Genomic DNA, 24,201 nt, shown 5'->3' with positions numbered 1-24,201 from the left:
GTGTGAAAGCAGCTATGACAATCGACGCAAAGGAAGTCAGCATCGTGGCCGACAGGTCGCTGGCGGCGGAGGGCCGTCTCAAGATCGACTGGGTTCAGGCCCATATGCCCGTATTGAACGAGATCCGCGCCCAGTTCGAGAAGGAGCAGCCGTTCAAAGGGCTGAAGGTATCGATCTGCCTCCATCTGGAAGCCAAGACCGCCTATCTGGCGGAAGTGGTCCAGGCCGGCGGAGCCGAGGTGACCATAACGGGCAGCAATCCGCTGTCCACCCAGGATGATGTCTGCGCGGCGCTCGTAGAAGCGGGCATCACCGTGTTCGCCAAATACAATCCGGATCCTCGTGAGTTCAAGGACCTGATGGTCCGGGCGCTTGAGAGCAAGCCCGACCTCATCATCGACGACGGCGGCGACTTCGCTACGATTCTCCACTCCGAGCGTCCCGATCTGATGGTGAACATCCGCGGCGGGGCGGAAGAGACGACGACGGGCATCATCAAGCTGAAGGCGCTCCAGAAGGAAGGCGCGCTGAAGTTCCCGATGGTCGCGGTCAACGACGCCTACTGCAAGCATCTGTTCGACAACCGCTACGGAACGGGCCAATCCGCCTGGGACGGCCTGATCCGCACGACCAATCTGGTCGTGTCGGGCAAGACGGTCGTCGTCGTCGGCTACGGCTGGTGCGGCAAGGGCGTGGCGATGCGGGCCAAGGGACTAGGCGCCAATGTCATCGTGACGGAAGTCGACGCGATCAAGGCAGTCGAGGCCTACATGGACGGCTTCCAGGTCATGCCGATGATCGAGGCCGCCAAGCTGGGCGACATGTTCATCACCGTTACCGGCAACAAGGCCGTCATCAACGGCGAGCATTATCCCGTCATGAAAAACGGCGCCATTCTTGCGAACGCGGGCCACTTCGACGTCGAGTTCAGCAAGCCGGATCTGGCTGCGCTGGCTTCGGAGATCCGCACCGTACGCAAAAACATCGAGGAGTACAAGCTGGAGGACGGACGCAGCATTTATGTCCTTGCCGAAGGCCGCCTCGTCAATCTTGCCGCGGGCGACGGCCATCCGGCCGAAATCATGGATATGACCTTCGCGCTGCAGGCGGTCTCTCTCAAATACGTCAACGATTCCTACAAGGAGCTTGGGGCCAAGGTCATCAACGTTCCTTACGAGCTGGATGAAAGAGTCGCGAGAACGAAGCTGAGCGCGCTCGGCATCGGAATCGACTCGCTCTCCGAAGAGCAGATCAACTATTTGGACAGCTGGTCTTCCTGACCGCTGCCAAAGCCGTCCCCGCGAGGGGCGGCTTTTTTTAATGGGCGGTTTTCGATCTGTACTTTTACCTGCAAACAGGATGCTGATAGTCGCGTAACGAGAACGAGATACACGAGCATTATAGGCGAAAAGTTTCAAAGATGAGAAAATTTTTAGGTGAAAAAGTTTGGCCAAATCTTCGTTTTGAAGGAGGAAATAGAGTTCAGGCGGCGAATACCAATTTCCTAGTGGGGAGAAGTGGGGCAAAGTGGTGGAATAGGGGGAGGGAGTGGGGCGCCGATGTTTCTGGGAGAACACCAGCACAGCTTGGACGACAAAGGCCGGCTCACGATTCCATCCAAATTCCGCGAAGCTCTCGGCTCTACGTTTATCGCCACCCGTGGCCTGGACAACTGCCTCTTCGTGTATCCCCAGGCCGAATGGAGCGAGCTCGAGCAGAAGATTCGCCGCTTGCCGCTGATGAAGGCGGATGCGCGGGCGTTCAGCCGGTTCTTCTTTTCCGGGGCCGTCGAATTGGAGCTCGACAAACAGGGAAGGGTAAATTTGCCCAGCCATCTGACGGAGTATGCCAAGCTGCAGAAGGATTGCATGGTGCTCGGCGTATCCAGCCGGGTGGAAATATGGAGCAAGCCGGTGTGGGAAGGCTACTATCAGCAATCCGAGGATACGTTCAACGAAATTGCGGAAAAATTGACCGATTTCGACATTAATTTCTGATTCACGACATTAGTTTTGGATTAAGTATCGTTGTGCATCCTAGTCAGTCATCAAGAACCATCAGGAGGACACCCCTTTGTTTCATCACATTACCGTACTCAAGGAAGAGGCCGTAGAGGGCCTGAATATCCGTCCTGACGGCATATATGTCGACTGTACGCTCGGCGGCGCGGGGCATAGCGAGCTGATCGCTTCCCGGCTCTCCGGCAAAGGCCGGCTGATCGCCTTCGACCAGGACGACTGGGCTCACGACAACGCCAAGGTCAGGCTGGCTCCTTACATGGACCGGGTGACGCTTGTCCGGAGCAATTTCCGTTACTTGCAGGAACAGCTGACCATGCTTGCGGATATCCCGAAGAACGAGAATGGCGTGCCGCAAGTCGACGGGATCCTGTTCGATCTTGGCGTATCCAGCCCGCAGCTCGACGAGGCCGAACGAGGCTTCAGCTACAATCATGACGCTCCTCTGGACATGAGAATGGACCGCGAGGCGGAGCTCACGGCGCATGAAATTCTGAACCACTGGGAAGAAAGCGAGCTGGCGCGGATTTTTTACCGCTATGGGGAAGAGAAGTTCTCCAGGCAGATCGCGCGCGCAATCGTCAAGCAGCGGCAGTCCGAGGAGATCAAGACGACGGGGGAGCTGGTGGAGCTCATCAAGGCGGGCATACCGGCAGCGGCCCGGCGCACGGGAGGCCATCCGGCCAAACGTACGTTCCAGGCGCTTCGGATCGCCGTCAACGACGAGCTCGGAGCGGAGGAGGAAGCGCTCGAGCAGGCCGTGGCCTGCCTCGCTCCGAAGGGGCGGGTATCCGTCATTACGTTCCACTCGCTCGAGGACCGGATCTGCAAGCAGCTGTTCGCCGGATATCTGGAGAAATGCACTTGTCCGCCGGATTTTCCGAAATGCGTATGCGGCGGCACCGGCACGCTGAAGCTCGTCACCCGCAAGCCGGTTCTGCCCGGCGAGGAAGAGCTTGAGGCGAACCCGCGATCCCGGTCGGCGAAGCTCAGAGTCGCCGAGAAGCTGTAATCCGGATGGCGGCAAGGCGCTTCCGGATCTGTGTCATTTCGCACATAAACTTCCAGGTGGTCTCTTATTCACCATGACGCAATGAAATTGAATCAACATGCAGGAGGGGAATCAGCTTTGGCTTACACGAGCGGCAACCTGGCGCTGCAGCCCAAACGAAAGCCGGAACAGCAGCCGGTAAAAGAGACAAAAACAGTCGTGAAGGTCAGGAGGATGATTCCTCCGGCTGAAATGCTTCGCTACCTGTTCTCGGTAGCTGTTATCGTCGGCCTTGTCGTCCTTATCATTTTCCGTTATGCGCAGGACTACCGCATGCAGCTTCAAATCAAAACGATGGACGCCACTTATGCCGAGTCGGTCGTAGATATGAAAGTGCTGCAAGCGGAGCTTGCCAAGCTGAACGATCCGGACCGGATCCGCGCCATGGCGATCGCGCAGGGCATGATCGAGCCGGAGCAGACCGGCACTGAGGAAGCAGCCTCCGCCACGACGGGAAGGTAGCAGCCATGGATACCGTCAAGCGAATCAAACTGCGCACGCTGTTCGTCGGAGGGCTCATCACCCTCCTTTTTCTTGTTTTATTTACCCGCATCTTCTGGGTTCAGGTCGTCAAGGCCGACTTCTGGCTCGGCGAAGCGAAGAAGATCTGGGCGGCATCCGATACGATACCGGCGGAACGCGGGTCGATCACGGACCGCAACGGCAACCTGCTGGCGATGAACATTCCCGCTTATACCGTCGTCGTCAATCCCAAGGTCATCCAGGAGCTGGGCATCGAGGATCAGGTGGCGGACGGGCTCTCGAAAATACTGGGCAAGCCCAAAGCCGACATTGTCAAGCAAGTGAGCTTCCGCAATGCCAAGGGGGAATATTCCCAGTACCGCGAGCTGAGGCCGGAAGGGCTCAACATCGAGAAGAAGAAATCCGACGAGGTGGCCAAGCTCAGCGCGCAGATCAAGAAGGATCTGGAGGAAAAGCGCGGCAAGAAGATCAGCGGCAGCGACATGGGCATTACGCTGATCAAAGGCTCCAAGCGGTTCTACCCGAACAATACGCTTGCGGCGCATCTGCTCGGCTTCGTCAACAAGCAGGGCGATCCGGTCATCGGCCTCGAGGCGGACTTCAACGACGTCCTCAAGGGAACCGACGGCAAGATCGTATACGAGAAGGACGGCAACCGGGTTCAGGTGGACAACGGGACGGCCAAGCTCGTACCTGCCGTGAACGGCAAAAACATCAAGCTGACGATCGACAACGAGATCCAGCATTATGTCCAGGACGCGATCCAGGAAGCCTACGACCTGTACAAGCCGCAGAGCATTACGGCGATCGTGGCCGATCCGAATTCGATGGAGGTTCTGGGGATGGCGAATCTGCCGACCTTCAATCCCAATTCGTATTCGTCGTCGAACCCGATCAACTTCAACAATCTCGCCGTCGGCGGAACCTACGAGCCGGGCTCGACGTTCAAGATCGTGACGCTGGCCGGCGCCGTACAGGAGAAGATGTTCAATCCCAACGAGGAGTACATGTCCGGACGGATATCGGTGCCGGGTCAGGATGTCTACGACATCAAGCGCTCGGGATGGGGGCCGATCACCTATCTGGAAGGGCTGAAGCGCTCGAGCAACGTCGCGTTTGTCCATCTCGGAATGGAACGGCTCGGCAAGGAGAAGCTGACGGATTATATCCGCAACTTCGGCTTCGGCACCAAGACCGGCATTGAGATCAAGCAGGAGGTGCGCGGCAGCCTCAACATCCAGGGCAAGTCCGACGTCGCCCGCGCTTCCTTCGGACAAGGTCCGGTGTCGGTGACGCCGATCCAGCAGGTGGCGGCCGTCGCCGCCGTCGCCAACGGCGGCAAGCTGCTGAAGCCGCATATCGTGAAGGAAATCGACGATCCGGCCACGGACAAGAAGACGGAAACGCGGACGGAGCAGGTCCGCCAGGTCGTCACGGCGGAAACCTCGAAGCTTACGAGCGGCTTCCTGGAGCAGGTCGTGTCCGACAGCAAGATCGGCACCGGCCGCAACGCCGCCATTCCCGGCTACAGGGTAGCCGGCAAGACAGGCACCGCCCAGAAAATCGTCAACGGCACCTACTCCAAGGACAAATACGTCGTTTCATTCATCGGATATGCTCCGGTGAGCAATCCGCGCTTCGTCGTATACGTCATCGTGGATTCGCCCAGCGTCCCGGATCCCGGCGGCGGCAAGATCGCGGCTCCGGTATTCAAGAAGATCGTAACCCAGAGCCTGCGTTATATGGGCGTCAAGCCTGATGCGAGCGTCCCGCCGTCCCAGGACAAGAAGCAGCCGCTGACGGTGCCGGATCTGACCGGACTGACGCTTGCAAAAGCGCAGCAGGAGCTGAAGGCGAGAGGGCTGGCTTCAAAGGCCGTCGGCAAAGGCGCCAGCGTGCTGAAGCAGATGCCCGCCGCCGGGACGATCGTCTCGGACAGCCAGAGCGTCTATCTGGTGACGGAGGAGGAGAACAAGCTGCAGCTTCCTTCCCTTGCAGGCTCGTCGCTGCGCGAAGCGCTGCAGCTGTGCAGCTCCGTCGGCCGCAAATGCGTGACGGAAGGCGAAGGCTACGTCATCTCCCAGATGGAGGCCAAGCTGAATGGAGAGCCGGTCGTCAAGCTGATCCTGAAGCCTCCGGCGGGCGAAGAGGCTTCCGACGCCTCCGCTGCGGATGCAGCCGCGGCTGGCGGAAGCGCCTCCGGCTCGAAGCAGGACGGCGGAACGGATGCAGCGGGCGGCCAGCCGGATGACTCCAGCGGCGGCGGGGGAAGCGCTCCGCCGGCCGGCGGCGGTTGAGCCGACTGGCGGTGCGGCATTTCTGACGCTGGATGCGAAGCCGGCCGCTCATGGCTTGGCATACGCCGCTGGTTTCCCGAATACGTTAACTTGTACGGACAGACTGTACCTGTCCCATGTTAACGGACGAGAGGGGAACGTGCGGATGAAAGTTTCCAATGTCACCTTGAGGCGCCGCCTCTTTCTAGCGCTTGTCGTCGTTCTGGTCGGTTTTGTCGCGCTTATCGCACGGCTGGGCTATGTCCAGCTGGTCCGCGGCGGAGAGCTGTCGGCCAAGGCGGAGGACAACTGGAGGCGCGAAGTCGCATTCGCCCCCAACCGCGGGGATATTACGGACCGCAACGGCACGAAGCTGGCCTACAACGTCAGCTCCCCGACGATTGTCGCGATTCCGGTGCAGATCAAGGACAAGGAAGGCACGGCCAAAACGCTCGCCCCTGTCCTCGGCATCTCGGAGACGAAGCTGCTCGGCTTGCTCAAGAAGAAGGCCATGAGCGTCATCATCAAGCCCGAAGGTCTCAAGATTTCCCTGGACAAGGCGCTGGAGATCAAGAAGCTCGGCTTGCCGGGCATCGTTGTCGCCGAGGACAACAAGCGCTATTATCCGTTCGGCGAGCTTGCGGCGAGCGTGCTCGGCATTACGGGCGTGGACGGCGGGCTTACCGGCATCGAGAAGAAATACGACGACAAGCTCAAGGGAGTCAAGGGCAGCATCTCTTATCTGTCCGACGCCAAAGGAGAGATGATGCCGGGCTCGACGGACCGCTATCAGGCGCCGACGGACGGGCTCAATCTGGAGCTGACGATCGACAAGCAGATCCAGACGATCATGGAGCGGGAGCTCGACCAGGCCATGACCAAGTACAAGGCCAACGACGCCATCGCCATCGCGATGGATCCCAATACCGGCGAAGTGCTCGGAATGGCGAGCCGCCCGACCTTCGAGCCGGGCAATTACAACGCGTATCCGGCCGAAGTATACAATCGGATCCTGCCGATATGGATGACCTACGAGCCGGGATCGACATTCAAGATCATCACCCTGTCCGCCGCTCTGGAGGAAGGCAAGGTCAACCTCAAGAACGAGCATTTCTTCGATCCGGGAGCGGTGGAGATCGGCGGCGCAAGGCTGCGCTGCTGGAAAAAAGGGGGACATGGAAGCCAGACTTTCCTTGAAGTGGTGCAGAATTCATGCAACCCGGGCTTCGTGGCGCTCGGCAATCGGCTTGGCAAAGATACGCTGTTCAAGTATATTAAGGACTTCGGCTTCGGCAAGAAGACGGGCATCGATCTTGGAGGCGAGGAGAACGGCATCCTGTTCAAGCTGAGCCAGGTCGGGCCTGTAGAGCTTGCGACGACCGCATTCGGCCAAGGCGTATCGGTGACGCCGATCCAGCAGATCGCTGCGGTGTCCGCCGCCGTGAACGGCGGCACGCTGTATGAGCCCCATCTGGCCAAGGCATGGACCAATCCGGAGACCGGCAAGGTCGTGCAGGAAATCCAGCCGGAGCCGGTGCGCAAAGTGATCTCCGAGAAGACGAGCGCGCAGGTCCGCGAGGCGCTCGAGAGCGTCGTGGCGCTCGGCACGGGCGGCAACGCCTTCATCGACGGTTATCGCGTCGGAGGCAAGACGGGCACGGCCCAGAAGGTCATCAACGGCCGCTATTCGCCCAATGAGCATATCGTCTCGTTCATCGGCGTCGCTCCGGCCGACAATCCGAAGATCGTCGTGTACGTCGCGGTCGACAATCCGCAGGGCATCCAGTTCGGCGGCGTCGTAGCCGCGCCGATCGTGAGGAACATTCTGGAAGATTCCCTTCAATATATGGGTGTTCCCAAAAGCTCTGCCCAGATCGGCAAAAAGTACAAATACGGCGAGACTCCGATCGTGACCGTCCCGAACCTCGTCGGCAAAACCGTCTCCGACATCTACGAGGACATGAACATGAACTTCAACCTGAGCTCGGCCGGCAGCGGCAATACGGTCATCCGGCAAGCTCCGGCGGCCGGCGCCCGCGTCGACAAGGGCTCCACGATCCGGATCTATCTCGGCAGCGACGCCGACCTTCCCGGCGACGCGGATGCTCACGCCGATCATTGAGCCCCGCCGCACGACAGGAAGGGCCGTGCGGAAGCGAGGGCGCTCGGCTTCGAAGCCCGGATTCCACGCATTGCAGGGCGCGAGGGAATCCGGGGTTCGGGAGAGGCGGCCGCTCTGAAGGTTCAAGATGGCAACTGTTATGGAGCAAATAGAGAGGAGAAAGACTATGCGTTTGGAACAACTGGCATCGCAACTCATCACATCGCGACTTATCGGGGACGGCGGCGTCCCGATCTCGGGAATCGAGCATGATTCCAGGGAGGTCAAGCCGGGCTGCCTGTTCCTCTGTCTGCCCGGACATACCCAGGACGGACACGACTTCGCCGCTCAGGCGGTAGAGAAGGGAGCGGCCGCGCTTGTCGTGGAGAGGCGGCTCGATCTCGCCGTGCCTCAGCTGCTCGTGAACGACAGCCGGCTCGCCATGGCCGTTCTTGCGGATTATTTCTACGGACATGCCAGCCGCAAGCTGAAGGTTATCGGCGTCACGGGAACCAACGGCAAAACGACGACCACGTACCTGATCGAAAGCATTCTCGCCGACCGCGGCCTCCGTCCCGGCGTCATCGGCACGATCGAGATGCGTTACGGAGGCAGATCCTACCCGATGAGCCGGACGACGCCGGAGGCGCTCAACCTGCATCGCGACCTGGCCGCCATGCTGGAGGCCGGCTCGACGCATGCGGTGATGGAGGTTTCCTCCCACGCGCTGGAGCAGGGCAGGGTGAAGGGAGTCCGCTACCGCACCGCCATATTCACCAACCTGACGCAGGACCATCTGGACTATCACGGCACGATGGACGTGTACCGTGAAGCCAAGGGCCTGCTGTTCTCGCGTCTGGGCAATGAATACGGCTCCGGCGAGCAGAGCTACGCCGTGCTCAATGCCGACGATCCGGCTGCGGAGCGCTACCGCGCGCTCACTTCGGCAGAAGTCGTCACCTACGGAGTCGAGTCGAAAGCCGATGTGCGGGCTTCGGACATCTCCATTGCGGCGGGAGGCACCTCCTTCCATGTCGATACTTTCGCGGGCAGCGCCGACATCACGCTGCAGATGGTCGGCAAGTTCAACGTCTACAACGCGCTGGCCGCCCTTGCGGCCGGCCTGATCGAGGGCATCCCCCTGGAGGAGATCAAGGCCAGCCTGGAGCGCGTATCCGGCGTTCCGGGCCGGGTGGAATCGGTCAACGAAGGCCAGGACTTTGCCGTCGTCGTCGATTACGCCCATACGCCGGACGGGCTGGAGAACGTGCTGAAGGCCGTCAAGGAATTCGCCGCTCGCAAAGTCATCTGCGTATTCGGCTGCGGGGGAGACCGCGACCGGACGAAACGTCCGATCATGGGAGAGATCGCTTCCCGCTATGCGGACTACACCATCGTCACTTCCGACAATCCCCGGACTGAAAACCCGGATACGATCCTGCTCGACATCGAGGTCGGGCTGCAGAAGGCCAACGTGCCGCCAGACCGCTACGAGCTCCAGCCGGACCGCCGGACCGCTATTGAAAAAGCGGTTGAAATGGCAAGCCCGGGAGATGTAGTATTGATTGCGGGCAAAGGCCATGAAACCTATCAGATCGTCGGCGCCGTCTCGCATGACTTCGACGATCGCCTGGTCGCCCGAGATGCGTTAAGGGGACTACGAAAATGATTACACGGATGCTCAGCGAAATCGCAGCCATGAGCTCGGGCAGGCTCGGGCCCGGATACATAGCTGCCAGCAATACGGCCGCCGCGCCGGGGGAATGGAGCGACCTGTCCGTACAGGGCGTCTACAAGGATTCCCGCGAGGCGGGAGACGGCAGGCTGTTCGTTCCTTTGTCCGGGGATAATTTCGACGGACATCTCTATGCCGAAGCTGCGCTGGCTAACGGAGCCTCGGCTTCGTTCTGGCAAGAAGATCGTGAAATTCCTGCAGGTCTGGCCGGCAAGCCGCTCGTGCTCGTCGACGATACGCTGGCCGCGCTGCAGCGACTTGCCTCGGCCTATCGCAGCCAGCTCAAGACAACCATCGTCGGCATTACCGGAAGCAACGGCAAAACGACGACCAAGGATATGGTGGCCGCCGCCCTCGGCTCAACGCTGCGGGTGCACAAGACGGCCGGCAATCTGAACAATCACATCGGACTGCCTCTTACCGTGCTGTCGCTCGCTGAAGACAATGAGGCGGCCGTGCTGGAAATGGGCATGAGCGGACTGCGCGAGATCGCCCTGCTGACGGAAATTGCGCGGCCGGACATCGCGATCATTACGAATATCGGCGACGCCCACCTGCTGCAGCTCGGCTCCAGAGAGGCGATCGCCCAAGCCAAGCTTGAGATCGCCGAGGGCTTGAAGCCGGGCGGACTGCTGATCGTCAGCGCGGATGAGCCTCTGATCCGGGAGCAGCTGAAGAAGACGGCCTTGCCGGAACATGCGGCCGTGCGGACGTTCGGCGCCTCTTCCAATGCGGATTGGAGAGCGGCCGACATCCAGGTCGGCGCCGTATCGACTTCGTTCTCGGTGCAGAGCGGAGCCGCGGCGGCGTACTCGCCGGCCGGCAAGGATGCCCCGCCGTCGTATCATTCGCTGCGCATCGAGATTCCGGTGCCCGGCGTGCACAACGTGCATAACGCGCTGGCGGCCATCGCCGCGGCGGCGGCATGCGGCATCCCGCCTGAAGCGGCTGCCGCCGGCCTTGCGTCGATGCAGCTGACGGGCATGCGCATCCAGCCGATGAAGGCGTCCAACGGGGCGCTCATTCTCAATGACGCCTACAATGCCAACCCGACCGCCGTCAGGGCGGCCGTCGATCTCGTAGCGGGACTGTCCGGCTACCGCCGCAAATGGATCGTGCTGTCGGACATGCGCGAGCTCGGCGCAGCCGAAGAAGCCCTGCATCGCGAGACGGGCGCATACATCACGCCGGACAAGGCGGACGCGGTTCTTACCTGCGGAGCCCTGTCCATTCACACTTCCGAAGGAGCGGCAGCTTCCTTCGGCACGTCTGCTGCGGCTGCGGTGCGGCATTTCGACAACCAGGATTCCCTCATCGGCGCCCTTGCGGCGGAGCTTGATCCCCGCGATCTCGTGCTGGTGAAGGGATCCCGGACGATGCATATGGAAAGGGTCGTAGAAGCGCTTCAGCGCTGACCTTGAGGGGGTGAAAGCATGGACATGCTGGTCATACTGATGACACTTGGCGTATCGTTTCTTCTAGCAGTTATACTCGGACCTCTGTTCATCCCCCTGCTGAGGCGGCTTAAGTTCGGACAGCAGGTGCGCACGGAAGGGCCACAGAGCCATCTCAAAAAATCGGGAACGCCGACGATGGGCGGCATCATCATCATGCTTGCCATTCTCGTCGCTTTCCTGAAGTTCTCGGAGAAAACGACGGAATTCTGGGTGCTGCTCGTCGGCGCTCTCGGCTTCGGCCTGGTCGGCTTCATGGACGATTACATCAAGATCGTGCTCAAGCGCTCGCTTGGCTTGACGGCCAAGCAGAAGCTCGCCGGGCAGCTGCTCTTCAGCATCATCGTCTGCGTGCTGCTGCACCGGATGGGACAGAGCACGGAGATTGCCGTTCCCGGAACGGATTTCAGCTGGGATCTCGGATGGCTTTATTATCCTTTTGTCGTCATCATCTTTTTCGCTACGACCAATGCGGTCAACTTCACGGACGGAGTGGACGGCCTGCTGGCCGGGACGAGCGCGATCGCGGCAGGGGCGTTCACCATCATCGCGATGCAGGCGACGGAGCATGAGAGCGCCGTATTTTCCGCCGCGCTCGTCGGAGCCGCGCTTGGATTTCTTATTTTCAACGCGCATCCGGCCAAGGTGTTCATGGGCGACACCGGCTCGCTCGGAATCGGCGGCGGCCTCGCGGCCGTCGCGATCCTGACCAAGACGGAGATTCTGCTCATTCTGATCGGCGGCGTATTCGTCCTCGAGATGATCTCGGTCATTCTCCAGGTCGGCTCGTTCAAGCTCCGGGGCGGCAAGCGGATTTTCCGCATGAGCCCGATCCACCATCATTTCGAGCTGTCGGGATGGTCGGAATGGAAGGTCGTTACCGTATTCTGGACGGCCGGACTCGTGCTGGCCGCTGCCGGTCTCGTACTCTACCGGGTCACCGGAGGCTGACGAGCCGCGGCTGCCGCCCTCAAGGGGGAAGCGAATGCCGGACGCAGCATAGCTACAAGTGCCGCCGGGCGTTCGGAACCTTCCCTCTCCATGAGGACGAGGCCGTTCGCTTTGGCGGTTTCTTTTCCTTCAGAGGAGATGCGGAGCTGCCGGCGCATGCATCGGATCGGCATCCGCTCCGCATGAGCCCGCTCCGACACCTTTGAAGCTTAGCGTATTCTAGCCATCCATGCGAAATGACTCCGTCCGGCAACGGACGGCATAGCCGTTTGGCTACATAAAAGGAGAGATTGGCATGAATCATCCGTCCACATACCGGAATCGCCGCGTCGTCGTGCTCGGCTTGGCGCGCAGCGGAGCCGCGGTCGCCAGGCTGTTCCACCGCCTGGGAGCGAATGTAACGGTCAACGACCGCAAGCCTGCGGAAGAGAGTCCGGAAGCCGCCGAGCTGGCCGCGCTCGGAATCGAAGTCATCTGCGGGCATCATCCCGACGATCTGGTCGATGCCCAGACGGCCCTGCTCGTCAAGAATCCCGGCATTCCGTACAACGCTCCGCCTGTTGCCGCGGCGCTGGATCTTGGCGTCGAGGTCGTGACCGAGGTCGAGGTGGCGGGCCTGCTGTCGCCGGCGCCGATCATCGGCATTACCGGCAGCAACGGCAAAACGACGACGACGACCTGGATCGGCCGCATGCTGGAAGCGGCTGGCCGGCGTCCGATCGTCGCGGGCAACATCGGCCGGCCTCTGTGCGAAGCGGCGGAAGAAGCGGATGCAGGCAGCGTGCTCGTCGCCGAGCTCAGCAGCTTCCAGCTGAAAGGCACGAGCAGCTTCCGGCCGCAGGTCGGCCTGCTGCTCAATATCGCGGAGACGCATCTCGATTATCACGGCTCGATGGACGACTACGTCGCCTCAAAAGCGAAGTTGTTCGCGAACCAGACGGAGCAGGATACAGCCGTGCTGAATGCGGACGACCCGGCTTGCGCGGCGATCGAAGCCGGCTTGAAGTCGCGCCTGATTCCGTTCTCGCTCTATCGCAGGCTCGAGAGCGGCGTCTGCATCGAGCCTCCTTACGAAGCCGCCGGGGCGCCGGACAACGCCGGCGAGCCGGAGCGGACGATCGTATACCGCAGCGGGGACGGGACGGAGCAGGCCATCGTCGCCGTCCGGGAGCTCGGCGTTCCGGGAAGGCATAACGCGGGGAACGCGCTGGCCGCCGTCGCCGCGTGCATCGCGATCGGGGTCGAGCCGGCCTTGCTTGCGGCTCCTCTCCGGGATTTCGGAGGCGTGGAGCATCGTCTCGAGTTCGTGCTCGAAGCAGCGGGAGTCCGCTACTACAACGACTCCAAAGCGACGAACCCGGTCGCAACGCTCATGTCGACCGGTTCGTTCGAGCAGCCTTTGATCCTGATCGCGGGCGGACTCGACCGCGGCTCCGATTACATGGAGCTGCTGCCGCTGTTCGGATCCCCCAAGATCAAGGGGCTCGTCCTGCTCGGCGAGACCCGCGGCAAGCTCGCGCGGGTGGCGGAGCTGGCGGGTATGGCGAATGTGGCGGTGGTCGATGCTGAAGGTGACGCCGAATCCGTCATCCGCCAAGCGACGAAAGCCGCAGCCCGGCTCGCTTCGCCGGGGGATGCCGTCCTGCTCTCGCCGGCTTGCGCGAGCTGGGATATGTTCCCTTCGTTCGAAGACCGCGGGCGCATGTTTAAGGAATCGGCGCATACCTTGTAAGTAGGGGGCTTGTCCCTACTTTCCCATGCCTGAGGTGGTGCGTCATGCCCAAAGTCCGGTCGGCTCCGGACGTATGGCTAGTCGGAGCGATAGCATTGATTCTTTCCGTTGGACTCGTCATGGTCTACAGCGCCAGCGCGGTCCGCGCGTTCCAGGAATTCGGCGATCCCTACTATTTCGTCAAGCGCCAGGCGATCTTTGCCGTTCTCGGCATCGGAGCCATGATCTTCACGATGAACGCCGACTACCATGTCTGGAAAAAATACGCAAAGCCCGTCCTGCTCGTCTGCTTCGGGCTGCTGGTCCTCGTGCTTATTCCCGGCGTCGGCGTCGTTCGCGGCGGCGCCCGCAGCTGGCTCGGCATCAGCTCCTTCGGCATCCAGCCGTCGGAGTTCATGAAGCTCGGCATGATTCTGTTCCTCGCCAAGATGCTGTCCGACAACCAGCAGCGGATCACGCTGTTCGCCAAAGGACTGCTGCCGCCGCTCGCTCTCATGGGAACGGCCTTCGGCATGATCATGCTGCAGCCGGATCTCGGGACGGGCAGCGTCATGATGGGCGCCTCGCTGCTCGTGCTGTTCGTGGCGGGAGCTCGGCTGAAGCATCTCGGCGGACTCGCGATGATCGGGGCGGCGGGATTCGTCGGCCTCATCCTGGCGGCGCCTTACCGGCTCAAGCGGATCACGTCGTTCCTGGACCCTTGGCAGGATCCGCTCGGCGCCGGCTACCAGATCATCCAATCGCTGTATGCGATCGCCCCGGGCGGGCTGGTCGGTCTCGGCCTCGGCATGAGCCGGCAGAAGTACAGCTACCTGCCCGAGCCGCAGACCGACTTCATCTTCTCCATCCTGGCGGAGGAGCTCGGCTTCATCGGGGGAGGCGCCCTGATCTTCCTGTTCCTGATCCTGGTCTGGAGAGGGATGCGGGCGGCCATCTATGCCCCGGATACGTTCGGCAGCCTGCTGGCGGCAGGCATTACCGGCATCGTCGCCGTGCAGGTGCTGATCAATATCGGCGTCGTCATCGGCCTCATGCCGGTCACAGGCATCACGCTGCCGCTCGTCAGCTACGGCGGATCTTCTTTGACCCTGCTTTTGACCGCACTAGGAATTTTGCTCAATATATCCCGTTACTCGAGGTGAACATCATGCGAATCGTACTGACCGGAGGAGGAACCGGGGGGCATATCTATCCCGCCCTGGCCATCGGCAAGCAGATGCAGCAGGAAGAGCCTCAGACGGAGCTGCTCTATATCGGCACGAGCCGCGGGCTTGAGAGCCGGATCGTGCCGGAGGCGGGCGTGCGCTTCGAGGCGGTGGAAATCACCGGCTTCAGGCGCAAGCTGTCGGTCGAGAACGTCAGGACCGTCATCCGCTTCATGAAGGGAGTCAGCCGGTCCAAGGAGCTGCTGAAGGCTTTCAAGCCCGACGCGGTCGTAGGGACCGGCGGTTATGTATGCGGGCCCGTCATGTATGCAGCCGCGAGGCTCGGCATCCCGACGCTCGTCCATGAGCAGAATGCCGTTCCCGGGCTGACCAACAAGTTTTTGTCCCGTTACGCCGATTGCGTGGCGGTGAGCTTCGAAGCTTCGGCCGCTTCATTCGGCAAGGCGAAGCGCACCGTCTATGCCGGCAACCCATGCGCTTCCCATGTCGTCAAGGCAAGCCGCAGCAAAGGCTACGCTTCGCTCGGCATCGCCGAGGGGAGCCGCATCGTGCTCGTCGTAGGCGGCAGCAGGGGGGCGCAGGCCATCAATGACGCGATGGTCGCCATGGCGCCGGCCGCGGCCCGCTCCAGAGCCGTCCATTATGTTTTTGTGACCGGAGAAAGCTATTACGAACGCACCTCCGCGGCCATCAAGGAGGCGGCGCCGGGCATCACCAATCATCTTCATGTCCTGCCTTATCTTCATAACATGCCCGAGGTGCTGGCCGCCTCCACGCTGGTCGTCGGGCGGGCCGGCGCTTCGTCGCTGGCCGAGCTGACGGCGCTCGGATTGCCATCCATCTTGATTCCGTCGCCCAATGTGACGAATAACCATCAGGAAGCCAATGCCCGCAATCTCGCAGACGCGGGGGCGGCCGAGCTGATGCTTGAGCGTGAACTCAGCGGTGACGGCCTATGGAGCCGCATCGAAGCGATATTGCAGGACAGCGCCGGACTGCAGCGCATGAAGGAAGCGTCGCGGAAGCTCGGCATGCCGAGATCCGCTTCGATCCTGACTGCGGAGCTGCGCAGGCTGGCGAAGAAATAAAAGGCGAGAAGCGGGTTGTGGGCGGGCTCCTGTCACCATAGAGCCCGGGGAGGCATAGGATATCAGCATAATCGTGTCCGTCACCTAAGGGCGGCCGGTTACCGCATTCCTACAGGGAGTGCGGGCATTCACCGAAGCCCGCGAGGGCTTCGGGCTGCAGCCTGACAGCCTTGCCCCGCCTTGAGCACCGCGAATGAAGGAGGAACACCATGAAAGCTTGGATGCAAGAGCTGGAAGAAGCCCGTGTGGGCGACATCAGCCAGCAGGTCCCGCTCTCGTCGCTTACGACGTGGAGAATCGGCGGACCGGCCGATGCCGTGGTTGTCCCGAGCGGCAAGGAAGAGCTGGCAAGAACGATTCGCATTCTGCGCAGGCACGAAGTGCCCTGGATGACGCTTGGAAAGGGTTCCAACATGCTCGTCTCGGACAAAGGAATCCGCGGCGTCGTCATCAGGCCGGGGTCTGCGCTGGATTTCGCGGAATTCGACGGCCCGCTCGTGCGTGCCGGAGCCGCGTATCCGTTCGTCACGCTTGCAGTTAAAGCCGGCAGGAAAGGGCTGACGGGACTGGAATTCGCCGGGGGAATTCCAGGCACGGTAGGCGGTGCCGTCTATATGAATGCGGGAGCCCATGGATCCGATGTGTCGCGTATATTCAAATCAGCCGACATTGTGCTGGAGACAGGGGAATTGGTGACGTGGGGACCGGAGGAGATGAAGTTCTCTTACCGCCATTCGAGACTGCAGGAGGAGGCTAGCCGCGGCATCGTCGTGGAAGCTCTCTTCGAGCTCGAGAGAGGAGAGGCCGGAGAGATCACGTCTGCGATGGCTGCTCACAAAGATCGGCGCAGAGCCACGCAGCCGCTGCATCAGCCGAGCTGCGGAAGCGTCTTCCGCAATCCTCCCGGCACCTATGCCGCGAAGCTGATCGAAGAAGCCGGGCTCAAAGGCTATTCGGTAGGCGGAGCCCAGGTGTCGACCTTGCACGCCAATTTCATTGTCAACACCGGCCAGGCGGCGGCTGAAGACGTCCTCACCCTGATCGCCCATATTCGCGGCACGGTCAAGGACCGTACCGGCATTGACTTGAAGCCGGAAGTATTGGTGGTGGGTGAGCGGTAACTTGGAGGTGTAGGTTTGGACAAATTGGTGATTGAAGGCGGGCAACCTCTCTCAGGAACCATTGCTATCCAAGGGGCGAAAAACGCAGCTCTGCCGATACTGGCAGGCAGCATGCTCGCCAGCGGCACGGTCGTCATCGATTCGGTGCCGCAGCTGCTCGATATAGAAGTCATGCTGCACATCTTGCAGGAGCTCGGTTGCCGCGCGGAACATGTCGGCGACACCGTCACGATCAATACGGCGACGGCATACCAGGCCCATATCCCCGAAAAGCTGATGGGTCAGATGCGTTCCTCCATTTTTCTGATGGGACCTCTGCTCGCCCGGTTCGGGGAAGTCCATCTCTACCAGCCCGGCGGCTGCGCGATCGGAGAGCGGAAGATCGACCTTCATCTCGAAGGGCTGCGTTCGCTGGGCGCCGAGATCGAGGAATATGGGGATCGGATTTCCTGCCGGGCGGAGAAGCTGCGCGGTGCCGATATTCATCTCGGCTTTCCCAGCGTAGGCGCGACGGAGAACATCATGATGGCCGCTGCGCTCGCAGAGGGCAGAACGACGATAACGGGAGCTGCCAGGGAGCCGGAAATCCAGGATCTTCAGCATTTCCTCAACGCTATGGGCGCGCGCATTATCGGAGCGGGGACGGATACGATTACGATCGAAGGGGTCGAATCGCTCACTCCATGCCGCTATCGGGTCATTCCGGACCGGATCGTGGCCGGCACCGTCATGGTAGCTGCCGCTGCGACCAAAGGAAAGGTTACGCTGACGAACACGAGGCCGGCGCATCTGTCTTCCCTGATCCATGTGCTCCGGCGCGCCGGAGTCGGCATCGGCATCGAGGGAGACGCCATCACCGTCGGAACGTCGGCAAGGCCGAAGGCGGTCGAGCGGATCGTCACTTCTCCCTATCCGGCCTTCCCGACGGATCTTCAATCGCAGGTGATGGTGCTGCTTGCTCTGGCCGACGGCACGAGCATCATGAAGGAAACGATTTTCGAGGGCCGCTTCAAGCATGTCGACGAGCTCAGCCGCATGGGAGCGGATATCCGCGTCGATCTCAACGCGGCCGTCATCCGGGGCGTATCCAGGCTGTACGGGGCAACGGTCGAAGCGACGGACCTGCGGGCCGGCGCCGCTCTCGTCATCGCCGGACTTGCGGCCAATGGGCGCACAGTCGTCGAGCAGGTGCATCATATCGACCGCGGCTACGACAGCATCGAATCCATGCTTGCGCGGCTTGGCGCACGGATTGTCCGCAGCGCGCCGGTTCCGGACAACGGAGCCGTACCGGGCTGATCTTCAAGGGATATCCCGTGCCGGAGCTTCTGCCCGCGGACGCCGATGCAATAGAACCGAAATGTGCTGCCGCAAAACGGCTCTCCGCGCGGGCGGAGACCGTTTCGCGGCTGAAGGAGGGACAAGCTTGGCTGAATTGATCCCGATCTTGAAGGATCCGCCGCCGAAGCGGAGGGGCAACCGGAAACTCGTCTTCATCCTGGTGCTTCTATTCCTTATTTTATTATCGATCCTTTTCTTTAATTCCTCGATCAGCAAGGTCAGCGTCGTCACGGTCGAGGGCGAGCAGTTCACGACGGAAGCGCGGATCCGCGAGGCGGCAAGCGTTCGTGCCGGAGACGCCTTTTTCGGCACTCTTTCCTCCAGCGTGGAGCACCGGATCCGGAAGCTCGGCTCGGTCAAGGAAGTCAAGGTGGCCAAAACCTTTCCCGGACAGATCAAAATCACGGTCGAGGAATATCCGCCGGTAGCGTTTGAGCTCGCTGCGAACGGCCAGCTGAGCGCCATATTGGCGAGCGGCTCCATCATCCAGGCCGACCAGGCCAAAGCGGTCGTGGACAAGCCGGTCCTGTCGGGATGGAAGAAGGACGATTCCGTGAAGGGCGAGCTGTGCAGGCAGCTTGCCCTGATCGATCCTGCCGCTCTCGGCAATTTATCGGAAATCATGCCTTCTCCGACCGAATCCTACCCGGACCGGATCCGCATCTATACCCGCAACGGCTTCGAAGTCATTACGGCCGCCTCCTTGCTCAAGGATAAGATCGACACGCTGAATTCGGTCGTCGAGGAGCGGGATCCCGGCCGGGTCACGCTGCTGCTTGCGGATACCTATTCGCCGTTCGTGCAAGCCGCGGGCAGCTCGGAGGAAGCCGGACCATGAAGCAAAGCCGCTTGGCTCCCGCTCTTTTATTTCGCCCTAAAGAATGGTAGAATTTAAGATATGGCATTTTTCCTAGATGATCATGCCTTTAGTCCCTCGGCGAGACATCTCCGCAGCGGCTTCGGACTCGCTTCCGGCGAGCGGCGAGAGTGCCGAGACGGCCGCCCCTCCTTCATTTTTTTTCTTTGCTGGGTTGAATTGGCAGGCGAAAAAAATGTAGAAAAAAGAGGGAAAATATTAACTGTGTTGAATATGTAGGATCAGATTAAAAAGGAATACCGATAAATGCGACCCGAAACGGAGGTGCCGCGGAATTGGGCAATAACGACATCATTGTCAGTTTGGACATCGGTACATCCAAGGTTCGAGTTATTATTGGCGAAGTGACAGGCGGAGCCATTAATATAATTGGGGTTGGATCGTCCGACTCGGAAGGCATCCGCAAGGGAGCCATCGTAGACATCGACCAGACCGTCAAGTCGATCCGCAACGCGGTCGAGCATGCGGAGAGAATGGTCGACATTCAGATTTCGGAAGTGTACGTAGGCATTCAGGGGAATCATATCGCGCTCCAGAGCAACCACGGCGTCGTGGCTGTTTCCAACGAGGATCGCGAGATCGGCGAGGAAGACATCGAGCGCGTGCTGCAGGCGGCCAAGGTCGTGGCGCTGCCACCGGAACGCGAAATCATCAATCTCGTGCCCAAGCAGTATCTGGTCGACGGGCTTGAAGGCATTTCGGATCCGCGCGGCATGATCGGCGTCCGTCTCGAAGTGGAATCCACCATCGTGACCGGAGCGAAGACGGCCATACATAATCTGATCCGCTGCGTGGAGAAGGCAGGGCTGCACATCTCCGGCATCATCCTGATGTCGCTGGCGTCCGGCATGATGTCCCTCAGCAAGGATGAGAAGTCGATGGGAACGGCCATCGTCGACATCGGCGCGGGATCCACGACTCTGTCGATCTTCGATCAGGGCGGCCTGGCCGCCACGTCGACGCTGCCGGTCGGCGGGGAATTCGTCACCAATGATATCTCCTACGGCCTTCGCACGCAGACGGAGCAAGCGGAGAAGATCAAGCTCAAGTACGGCTGCGCATCCGTGTACGACGCCGCGGAGGACCAGCGCTTCAAGGTGACGCGGCTCGGCTCCAACGTCGAGAAGGAATTCTCCCAGGTCGATCTGGCGAACATCATCGAGCCGCGCATGGCCGAGATCTTCTACATGATCCGGCAGGAAGTCCGCCGTTTGGGCTATGCCCAAAAAATCCAGGGCTACGTGCTCACCGGAGGCACAGTGAACTTGCCGGGCACGCTGACCGTGGCGCAGCAGGAGCTGGAATCTTCCGTCCGCATCGCCGTCCCGGACTTCATCGGCGTACGCGACCCGGCCTTCGGCAGCGGAGTCGGAATGATCCAATATGTGAGCAAGCATATGACGATTCGCAATTCGGGAGCGGTCAAGAAGCAGGCAAGCCGCAAGACGGGAACCGCAGCCCCCGCTAAACCCGGCATGATTGAACGAATCAAGAACATGTTCAGCGAATTCATCTGATCGGGGGAAATAGAATGTTGGAGTTCGATATTGACTTGGAACAGCTGGCACAAATTAAAGTCATCGGTGTCGGGGGCGGCGGCAGCAATGCGGTGAACCGGATGATCGACAACGGAGTGAAGGGCGTGGAGTTCATTACGGTGAACACCGACGCCCAGGCGCTCCACCTTGCCAAGGCGGAGCATAAGCTCCAGATCGGCGACAAGCTTACGCGCGGCCTCGGAGCGGGCGCGAATCCGGAGGTCGGCAAAAAAGCGGCCGAGGAATCCCGCGATCTCGTCGCCGCTACGCTCAAAGGCGCGGACATGGTATTCGTGACGGCCGGCATGGGCGGCGGCACCGGTACCGGCGCTGCTCCCGTCATCGCCGAAATCGCCCGCGAATGCGGAGCGCTGACGGTCGGCGTCGTCACCCGACCGTTCACCTTCGAGGGCCGCAAGCGCTCGAACCAGGCCGAGAACGGCATCGAGGCGCTGAAGGAAAAGGTCGACACGCTGATCATCATCCCGAACGACCGCCTGCTTGAGATCGTCGACAAAAAGACGCCGATGCTCGAGGCGTTCCGCGAAGCCGACAACGTGCTTCGCCAGGCCGTCCAAGGCATCTCCGACCTCATTGCCGTACCGGGCCTGATCAACCTCGACTTCGCCGACGTGAAGACGATCATGACCGAGCGCGGCTCCGCCCTCATGGGCATCGGCATCGCGACCGGCGAGAACCGCGCGGCCGAGGCTGCCCGCAAGGCGATCCAGAGCCCGCTGCTCGAAACGTCGATCGACGGAGCCCGCGGAGTCATCATGAACATCACCGGCGGCATGAACCTGTCGCTGTACGAGGTGAACGAAGCGGCCGAGATCGTCATCGAGGCTTCCGATCCGGAGGTCAACATGATCTTCGGCGCGATCATCGACGAGGACTTCAAGGACGAGATCAAGGTCACCGTCATCGCGACAGGCTTCGAGCACAAGGCGGCGCCTGTTCAGCCGGCCCGCCGCCCGCAGACGCAAACTCATGGAGCCGCTCCTGAGCCTCAGGAGCAGCGCGCCCCTCAGCCGAGCGCCAAGCCGTTCACCAATACGCCGAGCGACCAGCTGGAGATTCCCGCTTTCCTGCGCAACAACCGCCCGCGCGGCGACCGCTGATCCGCAGTCCCTACCCAGACCGCATCTTCCGACGGAAGATGCGGTCTTTTTCTATGCCTAAAAACCGACAAGGCCCCGGTTAAAGCCTTGTTCATCTTCATTTTATCGTGGTCGAAAAGAGGAGAATCAGCTCCGCCGCGCCTCTAAGCTTCCGACAAAATTAGTTGCGGCGCCGCGCCAGGTTTAGACAGACATTGTGCTTGGCGCTGCACTATACTTGTTTCTATCGTTCCCCGGCCTGCTCTGCCGACAGAGCCGGACGGTGCCGAAGGGTGGACAGGAGGGTGGCTTCAGCTGGCCGTATACGTCGATGTGCTGTTTCTCAAGGAGCTGATGGTGGACGGCTCCATGCTGCTGCTCACTGCCTGGGTGCGCGGAATCAAGGCCAAGCCGTGGCGGGTATTGACCGCTGCCGCCATCGGCGGGATCTATGTGACCTTGATGCTTTTTCCGCCGCTCTCCATGCTGTTTACCGTCATCGTCAAGGCGGCTATATCGCTGATTATAATCGCGGTCGCCTTCGGTTATGCCGATACCCGAAGCTTTGCCCGTCTTGTGGGAACGTTTTATGCGGTCAATTTCGTAGCGGCCGGCGCCGTTCTCGGCATCTACTATTTTCTTATGCAGGGCTCCGGAAAAGTATGGAGGACGATGACGCTGCTCCGGCATGGAGTCGCATTCGAAGTGCAGATGGGCGGCGTATACGCGTTCAGCTTCCTATGCATCGGCTTGTATGTCTTCCGCAGCGTCGTCAGCGCACGAAGGCAGAAGGAGCTGGTGCTGACTCATCTGGCTGAAGTTTCCGTCATCATCGGCGGCAAGGAGCATCGCTGCACCGGTCTCGTCGATACGGGCAACCAGCTCTACGATCCGCTCTCCCGGACACCGGTCATGGTGATGGAAGCCTCGCTGTGGGAGGACGAGATCCCTCCCGGCTGGATGCAGGGAATCCGGGATTCCCAGGTGGACCGGCTGATCGCCGGGCTTGGACAAGAGGAATTTCCCTGGCAGGACCGCCTGCGGCTCGTCCCCTACCGCGGAATCAACAAAGGGACGCAGTTCATGCTCGCCGTCAAGCCGGATACGGTCGTCATCGTGAGAGAAGGACAACGGAGCGAATCGAGCAAAGTGCTCATCGGACTGGATGGAGGCAAGCTGGCAGCTGACGGCTCTTACCGCGCTATCATCCACCCTTCGCTGGTGGAGCATCGGGCCGGCTGACCAACAAAAGAGGAGATGGGGACTATAATGGTTAAATTCCGGCTGAATATGCAGTTGTTCTATTACCGCCTGCTGTTTTTGCTCGGGCTGAAAAGCCAGGAAATATATTATATCGGCGGCAGTGAAGCGCTCCCTCCCCCGCTTACGCGCGAAGAAGAGGAATACTTGCTGGAGAGGCTTCCGTCCGGGGACAGCGCGATCCGCGCCATGCTCATCGAGCGCAACCTGCGGCTTGTCGTCTACATCGCCCGCAAGTTCGAGAATACCGGCATCCACATCGAGGATCTGGTATCGATCGGAGCCATCGGCCTGATCAAGGCTGTCAATACGTTCGATCCCGAAAAGAAGATCAAGCTGGCTACGTACGCTTCGCGCTGCATCGAGAACGAGATTCTGATGTTCCTTCGCCGCAACAGCAAGACGAGGACGGAGGTATCGTTCGACGAGCCGCTGAACATCGACTGGGACGGCAACGAGCTGCTGCTCTCGGACGTGCTCGGCACCGAGAACGACACGATCTATCGGAACATCGAGGAGCAGGTCGACCGCAAGCTGCTGCACAAGGCGCTCGACAAGCTGACAGAGCGGGAGCGCATCATCATGGAGCTGCGTTTCGGGCTTGCCGACGGGGAAGAGAAGACGCAGAAGGATGTCGCCGATCAGCTCGGCATCTCGCAATCCTATATTTCCCGCCTCGAGAAGCGGATCATCAAGCGCCTGCGCAAGGAATTCAACAAGATGGTCTGATGTGCAGGCAGCGGCCTGGAGCAGACCAAAAGCAGCGGATTGAAGATCGGGCAGGCAGAGCCCGGACATGCAAAAGCTCCGAGCATGCAAAAAGCTCCGAGCATGCAAAAAGCTTCGAGCATGCAAAAAGCCTGCCTCTCCATAGAGGGCCGGCTTTTTGTTGGGAAGGACAGGCTGAGG

Annotated in this window: 19 protein-coding genes; all 19 read left to right on the top strand. The window is 60.7% G+C overall.

Going from position 1 to position 24,201, the window contains the following annotated elements; translation table 11 throughout:
* Window positions 1-14 precede the first annotated feature (14 nt).
* A complete protein-coding gene (locus VE23_RS07455; RefSeq protein WP_048744435.1) occupies window positions 15-1,280 on the top strand; it encodes an adenosylhomocysteinase in 1,266 nt (421 codons plus the stop codon).
* 279 nt (window positions 1,281-1,559) lie between these two features.
* Window positions 1,560-1,997, top strand: coding sequence for a division/cell wall cluster transcriptional repressor MraZ (gene mraZ / locus VE23_RS07450; RefSeq protein WP_048744436.1), 438 nt, complete (start codon window positions 1,560-1,562; stop codon window positions 1,995-1,997).
* Window positions 1,998-2,073: 76 nt separating this feature from the next.
* On the top strand, window positions 2,074-3,030 hold the full coding sequence (gene rsmH, locus VE23_RS07445) for a 16S rRNA (cytosine(1402)-N(4))-methyltransferase RsmH (RefSeq protein WP_049867677.1): 957 nt from the start codon (window positions 2,074-2,076) through the stop codon (window positions 3,028-3,030).
* A 117-nt stretch (window positions 3,031-3,147) separates the two neighbouring features.
* Window positions 3,148-3,531 carry a hypothetical protein gene (locus VE23_RS07440; protein ID WP_049867676.1) on the top strand — a complete coding sequence of 128 codons (384 nt, stop codon included), beginning with the start codon at window positions 3,148-3,150 and terminating at the stop codon, window positions 3,529-3,531.
* Between the two features lie 5 nt (window positions 3,532-3,536).
* Entirely contained in the window at window positions 3,537-5,849 is a 2,313-nt protein-coding gene (locus tag VE23_RS07435; protein ID WP_049867675.1) for a penicillin-binding transpeptidase domain-containing protein, read from the top strand.
* 145 nt (window positions 5,850-5,994) lie between these two features.
* The gene (locus tag VE23_RS07430) at window positions 5,995-7,950 is read left to right on the top strand and encodes a stage V sporulation protein D (RefSeq protein ID WP_048749504.1); all 1,956 of its coding nucleotides are present in this window, start codon (window positions 5,995-5,997) and stop codon (window positions 7,948-7,950) included.
* A 166-nt stretch (window positions 7,951-8,116) separates the two neighbouring features.
* Window positions 8,117-9,598, top strand: coding sequence for a UDP-N-acetylmuramoyl-L-alanyl-D-glutamate--2,6-diaminopimelate ligase (locus VE23_RS07425; RefSeq protein WP_048749502.1), 1,482 nt, complete (start codon window positions 8,117-8,119; stop codon window positions 9,596-9,598).
* Window positions 9,595-11,079 (top strand): UDP-N-acetylmuramoyl-tripeptide--D-alanyl-D-alanine ligase, encoded by a 1,485-nt coding sequence (locus VE23_RS07420; protein ID WP_049867674.1) that lies wholly within the window; start codon window positions 9,595-9,597, stop codon window positions 11,077-11,079. Before VE23_RS07425 ends, VE23_RS07420 begins: the two co-directional genes overlap by 4 nt.
* Window positions 11,080-11,097: 18 nt before the next feature.
* Entirely contained in the window at window positions 11,098-12,069 is a 972-nt protein-coding gene (mraY, locus tag VE23_RS07415; protein WP_021881426.1) for a phospho-N-acetylmuramoyl-pentapeptide-transferase, read from the top strand.
* Between the two features lie 295 nt (window positions 12,070-12,364).
* Window positions 12,365-13,801, top strand: coding sequence for a UDP-N-acetylmuramoyl-L-alanine--D-glutamate ligase (gene murD / locus VE23_RS07405; RefSeq protein WP_049867673.1), 1,437 nt, complete (start codon window positions 12,365-12,367; stop codon window positions 13,799-13,801).
* A 44-nt stretch (window positions 13,802-13,845) separates the two neighbouring features.
* Window positions 13,846-14,943: a stage V sporulation protein E gene (gene spoVE, locus VE23_RS07400; protein WP_048749498.1), complete on the top strand. Its 1,098-nt coding sequence runs from the start codon at window positions 13,846-13,848 to the stop codon at window positions 14,941-14,943.
* A gap of 5 nt (window positions 14,944-14,948) precedes the next feature.
* Entirely contained in the window at window positions 14,949-16,055 is a 1,107-nt protein-coding gene (gene murG / locus VE23_RS07395) for an undecaprenyldiphospho-muramoylpentapeptide beta-N-acetylglucosaminyltransferase (RefSeq protein ID WP_049869660.1), read from the top strand.
* 209 nt (window positions 16,056-16,264) lie between these two features.
* The gene (gene murB, locus VE23_RS26970; RefSeq protein ID WP_048749936.1) at window positions 16,265-17,176 is read left to right on the top strand and encodes a UDP-N-acetylmuramate dehydrogenase; all 912 of its coding nucleotides are present in this window, start codon (window positions 16,265-16,267) and stop codon (window positions 17,174-17,176) included.
* Window positions 17,177-17,191: 15 nt separating this feature from the next.
* The gene (gene murA / locus VE23_RS26965) at window positions 17,192-18,475 is read left to right on the top strand and encodes a UDP-N-acetylglucosamine 1-carboxyvinyltransferase (protein WP_048749939.1); all 1,284 of its coding nucleotides are present in this window, start codon (window positions 17,192-17,194) and stop codon (window positions 18,473-18,475) included.
* Window positions 18,476-18,602: 127 nt separating this feature from the next.
* A complete protein-coding gene (locus tag VE23_RS07380; RefSeq protein WP_048749941.1) occupies window positions 18,603-19,355 on the top strand; it encodes a cell division protein FtsQ/DivIB in 753 nt (250 codons plus the stop codon).
* A 314-nt stretch (window positions 19,356-19,669) separates the two neighbouring features.
* Window positions 19,670-20,911 (top strand): cell division protein FtsA, encoded by a 1,242-nt coding sequence (gene ftsA, locus VE23_RS07375; protein WP_048749943.1) that lies wholly within the window; start codon window positions 19,670-19,672, stop codon window positions 20,909-20,911.
* 14 nt (window positions 20,912-20,925) lie between these two features.
* Window positions 20,926-22,053 carry a cell division protein FtsZ gene (ftsZ, locus tag VE23_RS07370; protein WP_049867672.1) on the top strand — a complete coding sequence of 376 codons (1,128 nt, stop codon included), beginning with the start codon at window positions 20,926-20,928 and terminating at the stop codon, window positions 22,051-22,053.
* 243 nt (window positions 22,054-22,296) lie between these two features.
* Window positions 22,297-23,274: a sigma-E processing peptidase SpoIIGA gene (spoIIGA, locus tag VE23_RS07365; RefSeq protein WP_332310186.1), complete on the top strand. Its 978-nt coding sequence runs from the start codon at window positions 22,297-22,299 to the stop codon at window positions 23,272-23,274.
* Between the two features lie 27 nt (window positions 23,275-23,301).
* Window positions 23,302-24,021: an RNA polymerase sporulation sigma factor SigE gene (gene sigE, locus VE23_RS07360; RefSeq protein ID WP_076354877.1), complete on the top strand. Its 720-nt coding sequence runs from the start codon at window positions 23,302-23,304 to the stop codon at window positions 24,019-24,021.
* Window positions 24,022-24,201 lie beyond the last annotated feature (180 nt).

The sequence above is a fragment of the Paenibacillus sp. D9 genome (assembly GCF_001188365.1).
Lineage (GTDB): Bacteria > Bacillota > Bacilli > Paenibacillales > Paenibacillaceae > Paenibacillus_O > Paenibacillus_O humicus.
The sequence above is the reverse complement of the archived record's forward strand: the minus strand, read 5'-3'. Positions and strand labels throughout refer to the sequence as shown.

Excerpts from the sequence above, each read along its gene's own strand:
- VE23_RS07455 (WP_048744435.1), top strand. The coding sequence starts at position 15 with ATGACAATCGACGCAAAGGAAGTCAGCATCGTGGCCGACAGGTCGCTG.
- mraZ (WP_048744436.1), top strand. The coding sequence starts at position 1,560 with ATGTTTCTGGGAGAACACCAGCACAGCTTGGACGACAAAGGCCGGCTC.
- VE23_RS07435 (WP_049867675.1), top strand. The coding sequence starts at position 3,537 with ATGGATACCGTCAAGCGAATCAAACTGCGCACGCTGTTCGTCGGAGGG.
- VE23_RS07430 (WP_048749504.1), top strand. The coding sequence starts at position 5,995 with ATGAAAGTTTCCAATGTCACCTTGAGGCGCCGCCTCTTTCTAGCGCTT.
- VE23_RS07425 (WP_048749502.1), top strand. The coding sequence starts at position 8,117 with ATGCGTTTGGAACAACTGGCATCGCAACTCATCACATCGCGACTTATC.
- VE23_RS07420 (WP_049867674.1), top strand. The coding sequence starts at position 9,595 with ATGATTACACGGATGCTCAGCGAAATCGCAGCCATGAGCTCGGGCAGG.
- mraY (WP_021881426.1), top strand. The coding sequence starts at position 11,098 with ATGGACATGCTGGTCATACTGATGACACTTGGCGTATCGTTTCTTCTA.
- murD (WP_049867673.1), top strand. The coding sequence starts at position 12,365 with ATGAATCATCCGTCCACATACCGGAATCGCCGCGTCGTCGTGCTCGGC.
- spoVE (WP_048749498.1), top strand. The coding sequence starts at position 13,846 with ATGCCCAAAGTCCGGTCGGCTCCGGACGTATGGCTAGTCGGAGCGATA.
- murG (WP_049869660.1), top strand. The coding sequence starts at position 14,949 with ATGCGAATCGTACTGACCGGAGGAGGAACCGGGGGGCATATCTATCCC.
- murB (WP_048749936.1), top strand. The coding sequence starts at position 16,265 with ATGAAAGCTTGGATGCAAGAGCTGGAAGAAGCCCGTGTGGGCGACATC.
- ftsZ (WP_049867672.1), top strand. The coding sequence starts at position 20,926 with ATGTTGGAGTTCGATATTGACTTGGAACAGCTGGCACAAATTAAAGTC.
- sigE (WP_076354877.1), top strand. The coding sequence starts at position 23,302 with ATGGTTAAATTCCGGCTGAATATGCAGTTGTTCTATTACCGCCTGCTG.